This is a genomic window from Citrobacter sp. Awk 4 (assembly GCF_028069725.1).
GTDB lineage: Bacteria > Pseudomonadota > Gammaproteobacteria > Enterobacterales > Enterobacteriaceae > Citrobacter_D.
The window spans coordinates 1-6,246 of record NZ_JANEWG010000095.1 but is presented as its reverse complement, the minus strand read 5'-3'; the positions used below and the strand labels follow the sequence as shown (position 1 = coordinate 6,246).

General features: G+C 53.0%; 6 protein-coding genes. All 6 read right to left on the bottom strand.

Annotated features, from left to right (window positions below; genetic code table 11):
• Window positions 1-364: 364 nt before the first annotated feature.
• The 6 genes from cheW to flhD all read right to left on the bottom strand — a co-directional run bounded on the left by cheW (window position 365) and on the right by flhD (window position 5,801).
• Complete coding sequence (gene cheW, locus NNO04_RS21960; protein ID WP_271446463.1) at window positions 365-868, bottom strand: chemotaxis protein CheW; 504 nt, start codon at window positions 866-868, stop codon at window positions 365-367.
• 22 nt (window positions 869-890) lie between these two features.
• The gene (cheA, locus tag NNO04_RS21955; protein WP_271446462.1) at window positions 891-2,921 is read right to left on the bottom strand and encodes a chemotaxis protein CheA; all 2,031 of its coding nucleotides are present in this window, start codon (window positions 2,919-2,921) and stop codon (window positions 891-893) included.
• Between the two features lie 4 nt (window positions 2,922-2,925).
• On the bottom strand, window positions 2,926-3,855 hold the full coding sequence (gene motB, locus NNO04_RS21950; RefSeq protein ID WP_271446461.1) for a flagellar motor protein MotB: 930 nt from the start codon (window positions 3,853-3,855) through the stop codon (window positions 2,926-2,928).
• Window positions 3,852-4,745, bottom strand: a complete 894-nt coding sequence (motA, locus tag NNO04_RS21945; protein WP_162382942.1) for a flagellar motor stator protein MotA — start codon at window positions 4,743-4,745, stop codon at window positions 3,852-3,854. The genes motB and motA overlap by 4 nt, the downstream gene beginning before the upstream one ends.
• Window positions 4,746-4,869: 124 nt before the next feature.
• Window positions 4,870-5,454: a flagellar transcriptional regulator FlhC gene (gene flhC, locus NNO04_RS21940; RefSeq protein ID WP_193568797.1), complete on the bottom strand. Its 585-nt coding sequence runs from the start codon at window positions 5,452-5,454 to the stop codon at window positions 4,870-4,872.
• Window positions 5,451-5,801 carry a flagellar transcriptional regulator FlhD gene (gene flhD / locus NNO04_RS21935; protein WP_162382941.1) on the bottom strand — a complete coding sequence of 117 codons (351 nt, stop codon included), beginning with the start codon at window positions 5,799-5,801 and terminating at the stop codon, window positions 5,451-5,453. Before flhD ends, flhC begins: the two co-directional genes overlap by 4 nt.
• Window positions 5,802-6,246 lie beyond the last annotated feature (445 nt).

Below are 6,246 nucleotides of genomic sequence, written 5' to 3'. Positions count from 1 at the left end.
AAATCCCATCAGAAACCGGATATATGGCTGCATCTACCCGTTTTATCGCTTAACTGAAAAATATATTGCATCCCGGGAGCGTCCATATACGTTACCTCGCGCCCGACCCGGTAGCCTGGAGGAATAAGCGGAGGGCACCGCGAAGCGGCAATTTTCCTTGCCGGGAGCCGGGATTGTTAAGGGTGCGGCGATAGCACCCTTAACCCGTTCACGGGACATGAAATGCCAGAGAAGCGAAGAACATAAGGTGAACGGAACCCTTCGCAAAACCAGCATGCCACCTCTTCAGGGGAGATGCCTCATGACTTTTTAGTTTGCCAGTGCTGAACTCACTGGCATTACCTCCAGAGAAGCGCTTATGGATTTACGCCACGTGAGACGCCGCGATATCCAACAGCGCCATCTCCTCGCTATTCAACAATTTCTCGATATTCACCAGAATCAGCATACGATCGCCCAGCGCACCCAACCCTGTCAGATATTCCGTCGACAACGTCACGGCAAACTCTGGAGCCGGACGAATTTGATCCGCCGTCAGCGACAACACATCAGACACACCATCGACCACGATCCCGACAACGCGTTGCCCCAGATTCAGGACGATTACCACCGTATTGTCGTTATACTCAACGTCGCCCTGGCTAAACTTCACACGCAGATCCACAATCGGCACAATAACGCCGCGCAGATTGGTCACCCCTTTGATGAACGATGGCGTGTTAGCGATGCGTGTCACCTGATCGTAACCGCGAATTTCCTGCACTTTCAGAATGTCGATGCCGTACTCTTCGTCTCCCAGCGTAAACACCAGAAATTCCTGGCCTGACGGCTCGCCGGCCAGTTTGGTTACATTACTCATACCGGTCATATTTATTTCCTTCCTCACTCAATCAGGCGGCGGTGATCGCCATACGTTGTTCGCGGTTTAAACCCTGCAGCGCAGAAACATCCACAATCAGCGCAACGCTACCGTCGCCCAGGATGGTGGCGGCCGAAATGCCCGGCACTTTGCGGTAGTTGCTCTCCAGATTTTTAACCACCACCTGGTGCTGGCCAATAAGCTGGTCAACCAGCAGCGCATAGCGTCGTCCGGCACTTTGCAGGATCACGACGATGCCCTGGGTCGCTTCTGTTTTCGCGCCAACCACATCGAAAAGTTTCCACAGCTCCACCAGCGGCAAATATTCCCCGCGCACTTCCAGCACGCGTTCGCCGCCCGCCAACGGATGCAGGTCTTCTTCGCGCGGCTGAAGCGACTCCATCACCGCATTCAGGGGTAAAATGAAGACTTCGTTTGCCACCCGCACCGACATCCCGTCGAGGATTGCCAGCGTCAGCGGCAGCAAAATGCGAATCGTGGTGCCGGAACCCTGTTTTGACTGGATCTCAACGTGGCCGCCCATTTCCTGAATGTTACGTTTCACCACGTCCATGCCGACACCGCGACCAGACACATCCGTCACCTGCTCCGCCGTCGAGAAACCTGGGGCAAAAATCAACATACCGACTTCGTCATCGGTCATGTTTTCGTGGATCGCCATTCCTTGCGACACCGCTTTTGCCAGGATGCGTTCACGGTTAAGCCCCGCCCCATCGTCGGTCACTTCAATGCAGATATTCCCGCCCTGATGCTCCGCAGAAAGGATCAAATTCCCGACCGCACTTTTCCCGGATTCAATGCGTTTTTCCGGTAACTCAATACCGTGGTCGAGACTGTTGCGCACCAGGTGCGTCAGGGGATCGATAATCCGTTCAATCAGGCTTTTGTCCAGTTCCGTCGAGCTACCGACCAGCGTCAGTTCAACCTGTTTGCCCAGCTTGCCTGCCAGATCGCGCACCAGGCGCGGGAAGCGGCTGAAAACGTACTCCATCGGCATCATTCGGATCGACATGACCGACTCTTGCAGGTCGCGGGCGTTACGTTGTAACTGACCCATGCTGGTGATGAGATCGCCGTGATTCACCGGGTCAAGCTCGTTGGAGCGTTGCGCCAACATCGACTGGGTAATCACCAGTTCACCCACCAGGTTGATCAACTGATCCACCTTCTCAACCGCCACGCGAATGCTGGTCGATTCGCTGGCTCGGGCCGGTTTTTCACGTTCCGCGCGCGCAGGCTGCGGTTCGCTTGTCGCGTTCTTCACCGCAGAAACCAGTGCCGGAGTTTGTGGCGACGGCACCACGGCCACCGGCGGCGCCTCGTCGCTGGCAGGCGTAACAGGCACCTGCTCAAATGCAATCTGGTCGGCTTCAATCACAAAGCAGAGCACCGCGATAATGTCATCTTCTGCAATGCTGCCATCCAGCGTTGCACTGAGGCTATCGGCCTCTTTGACAACATCCGTTAAGGTAGCCAGATTTCCCAGCTCCGCTTCCAGTAAATCGACTTCATTGGCTTTCAGGCGAGAGAGCACAATGCGCAATTGCGTCTCTTCGCTGCTCTGCGGCGTCGCGGTCTCTTCCTGCATCGCCATACTGTCCGCAACACTCAGTTTGGCGGCGCTCACGACGGCAGGCGCTGTTTCGCCTTTGGCTTCCAGCGCTAACTGGCGTAACGCATTGCAGATGTATTCGAAGCTTGCGGCATCCGGCTCTTCAGAGCTTTTGTAGGCGTCGAGCTGTTCTTGCATAATGTCTTTCGTTTCCAAAAACAGGTTGATAATGTCGGTATTGAGCTGCATCTCACCGCGCCGGGCTTCATCCAGCAGGTTTTCCATTAAGTGAGTGGTTTCCTGCAAAACGGTAAAACCAAACGTACCGGCGCCCCCTTTTATCGAGTGCGCGGCACGAAAAATCGCATTCAATTGCTCTGAATCCGGAGCCTCAGGCACCAAATCAAGCAGGTGCTGTTCCATGTCAGCCAACAATTCGTCAGCTTCATCAAAAAATGTCTGATAAAAATCGCTTATATCCATGCTCACGCTATCACCTCGGATTGGCTGGTGGCGATGTGGGAACGCTTGCCGACGGCACTGCCGCTGGCTGTTGTAAGACACTTACTGGCTCATTCTGGCTTTCAGCGTTTTCATGCAAAATGGCCTGTTCTGCCTGTTTATTGAGGACTAACAGGCTGATACGGCGGTTGATAGCATCATCAGGGCCGCGATCGCTCAGGCGCATCGTGGCGGCCATGCCGACCACCCGTAATACTTTTCCATCGTCCAGACCGCCGCTGACCAACTCCCGGCGCGACGCATTGGCGCGATCGGCAGACAGTTCCCAGTTGCTGTAACCTTTTTCACCACTGGCATAGGGGAAGTCATCGGTGTGCCCGGAGAGGCTGACGCGATTCGGAATGCCGTTAAGCACGGGCGCGATGGCACGCAGAATATCGCGCATATACGGTTCAACCTCGGCGCTACCGGTTTTAAACATCGGGCGATTCTGGCTGTCGATAATCTGAATGCGCAGCCCTTCCTGAACCAGATCAATCTTCAAATGCGGACGTAACGCGCGCAGTTTGGGGTCAGATTCAATCAACTGATCGAGGTCGCCGCGCAGTTTGCTCAGACGGCTTTGCTCCATGCGTTTTTTCAGCTCATCAATGTTCGGCTGCTTGTTGACTTCCCCCTGCTGCTGGGTGTAGTCGTCGCCGCCGCCTGGAATGGCACTTTGACTGTTCGAGATTCGGTTGCCCCCCGTCACAGCCGTTGCCAGCGGGGTGCGAAAATATTCCGCAATCTGGATCAACTCTTTCGGGCTGGAGATGGAAATCAGCCACATGACCAGAAAAAACGCCATCATTGCGGTCATAAAGTCGGCGTAAGCAATTTTCCACGAGCCGTGCGCACCGCCGCCGTGACCTTTATGTTTTCGTCGTTTTACAACGACGATGGGATGGGCCTGATTTTTCATGCTTCCTCGGTCGTCGTCTGCTGCTGCGGATTCGGATTTCTCACCGCGCGCACATGCTCTTCCAGTTCAATAAATGACGGACGTTCGCTGGAATAGAGCGTTTTGCGGCCAAATTCGACAGCGATCGGCGGCGCGTAGCCGTTCAGATTGGAGAGCAGAGTGACCTTCACGCATTGCATCATTTTGCTGGTTTCGGCACTTTTCTGGCGCAGGACGCTGGCCAGCGGTGAAATAAAACCATAAGCCAGTAAGATCCCGAGGAAGGTTCCCACCATTGCATGCGCTATCAATGCGCCGAGTTCCGCAGCCGGTCGGTCAGCGGAAGCCAGTGCATGCACCACCCCCATCACCGCCGCCACGATACCAAACGCCGGTAACGAGTCGCCGACGAGCGCCAGACTGTTGGCCGGGACTTCTGATTCACTTTCGTGGGTCTCGATTTCTTCATCCATCAACGCTTCAATTTCGAAGGTATTCATGTTGCCGCTGATGATCAGACGCAGATAATCGACAATAAAATCAAGCATTACCGCATCGGCAAGAATGCGCGGATAGCTGGCGAAAATTTCACTTTCGCCTGGATTTTCAATATCACGTTCCAGCGAGAACATCCCCTGCTGGCGCGACTTGGCCATCAGGCGATAGAGCAGCGCCAGCAAATCCATATACATTGCTTTTGTGTATTTCGAACGTCGAAACAGTAACGGGATCGCTTTCATCGTCCCTTTGATGGCTTTGCCGTTATTCCCGACAATAAACGCCCCTATACCCGCGCCACCGATGATGACCAGTTCAGCTGGCTGATAGAGTGCCCCAAGGTGTCCGCCGGTCATCACATAACCGCCGAAAACTGTACCGATAACCACCAGGTAACCTAATAAGATAAGCACGACATCATCCTTCCGCTGTTGACTATGGCAGGATGCGCAGTCGGGGCATTAACGCGTACGCGAGACAAAAAAAAGCAGCGGTAATCGCTTACCGCTGCTGGAGTGTTTGCCCACACCGTATCGGTTAAACAGCCTGTTCGATCTGTTCATCCAGCAGTTGTGGAATAATATCGGCAGCATCTCGGGAAAGTTTACGTCTTTTTACGGCGCGGGAAGGAGGCTGGCATAAACTGCAGGCAAAGCTGCCCGGAGGCTGGTGCGCGTGGGTGATAAAATTACCGTCACAACAATTGCAGCGCGACAATTCGAGCAAACCGCTTTCAACAAAACGCACGAGGGTCCAGGCGCGGGTGAGCGCAAGCAACGGTCCTTCTTCTGGCTGCGGGCACTGCTCCAGGTAAAGCCGATACGCTTTGATCACCGCATCCACGCCACTGCATAGACCTGTTTTGAGTAAGAACTGCCAGGCGTTGCAGAACATGGACGCATGAATGTTCTGCTCCCATGTCATAAACCAGTCGGTGGAAAACGGAAGCATCCCTTTTGGCGGAGGACTGCCGCGTAATTCTTTGTACAGCTTGATGAGACGACCACGACTTAACTGTGTTTCACTTTCCAGCATTTGCAAACGGGCGCCAAGGGTAATCAATTCCATGGCTAACTGGATATCGCGCGCTTCCTGAACAATGCTTTTTTCGCTCATCATCAGGCCCTTTTCTTACGCGCCATCTCTTCAGCCTGATTCACGTCGTTGAGCAGACGCGTCGACAGCATGATGCCGGTATGAATTTGCTGAAGATCGTCGACACGCGAATCTTGCGTCAGACGCGTGATCGTCTGGCTGCTGTCAAAGCGGAAATGACACACTAACTGATTTGTTTCGGCCAATTTGACCATTTGCGGAAGCGTCAAAGTCCCCAGCGTGTTCGCCATCTCTTCACTGATGCCCAGGCGGAACATCGCGGATGCTTTGTCCTGTACGATCAGACGCTGTGCAAGAAGTAAATATGACAAATTGATGTCATAGATATGTTTCAGCAACTCGGATGTGTGCATTGTTCCCATCCAGAATAACCCATTTTATTTTTATGCGGTAAAACCGCACCCCGTGATGTCGCCGGGAATCCCCGGTAAAAAAATCAAGAAGGTCAAATACATAGCTGTGTTCAGGGACAAACGCGCACTGGAAAGCGCTCCCTCCAGGGAACACTCGCCATTTACACGTTTTCATCAATTCTTACAAATACCTAAGATTTTTCCTAATTCGACGCAACTCTACTCGCCACCATCGTCACATACAACGGAGCGGGGCTGCGAATTTGAAAAATATGTGATCTATGTCACACAATTACCCAAATACTTAACATAAACCCATCAGTTAAGCTTTTATTTTGTGTGTTTATTAGTCGAATGAACACACTTTGCATTTCAGAGATCCGACCAGGTGCTCAATAAATCGACACAATCAGTTTGTTTCATCGAGTGAATATCACTTTGTGAA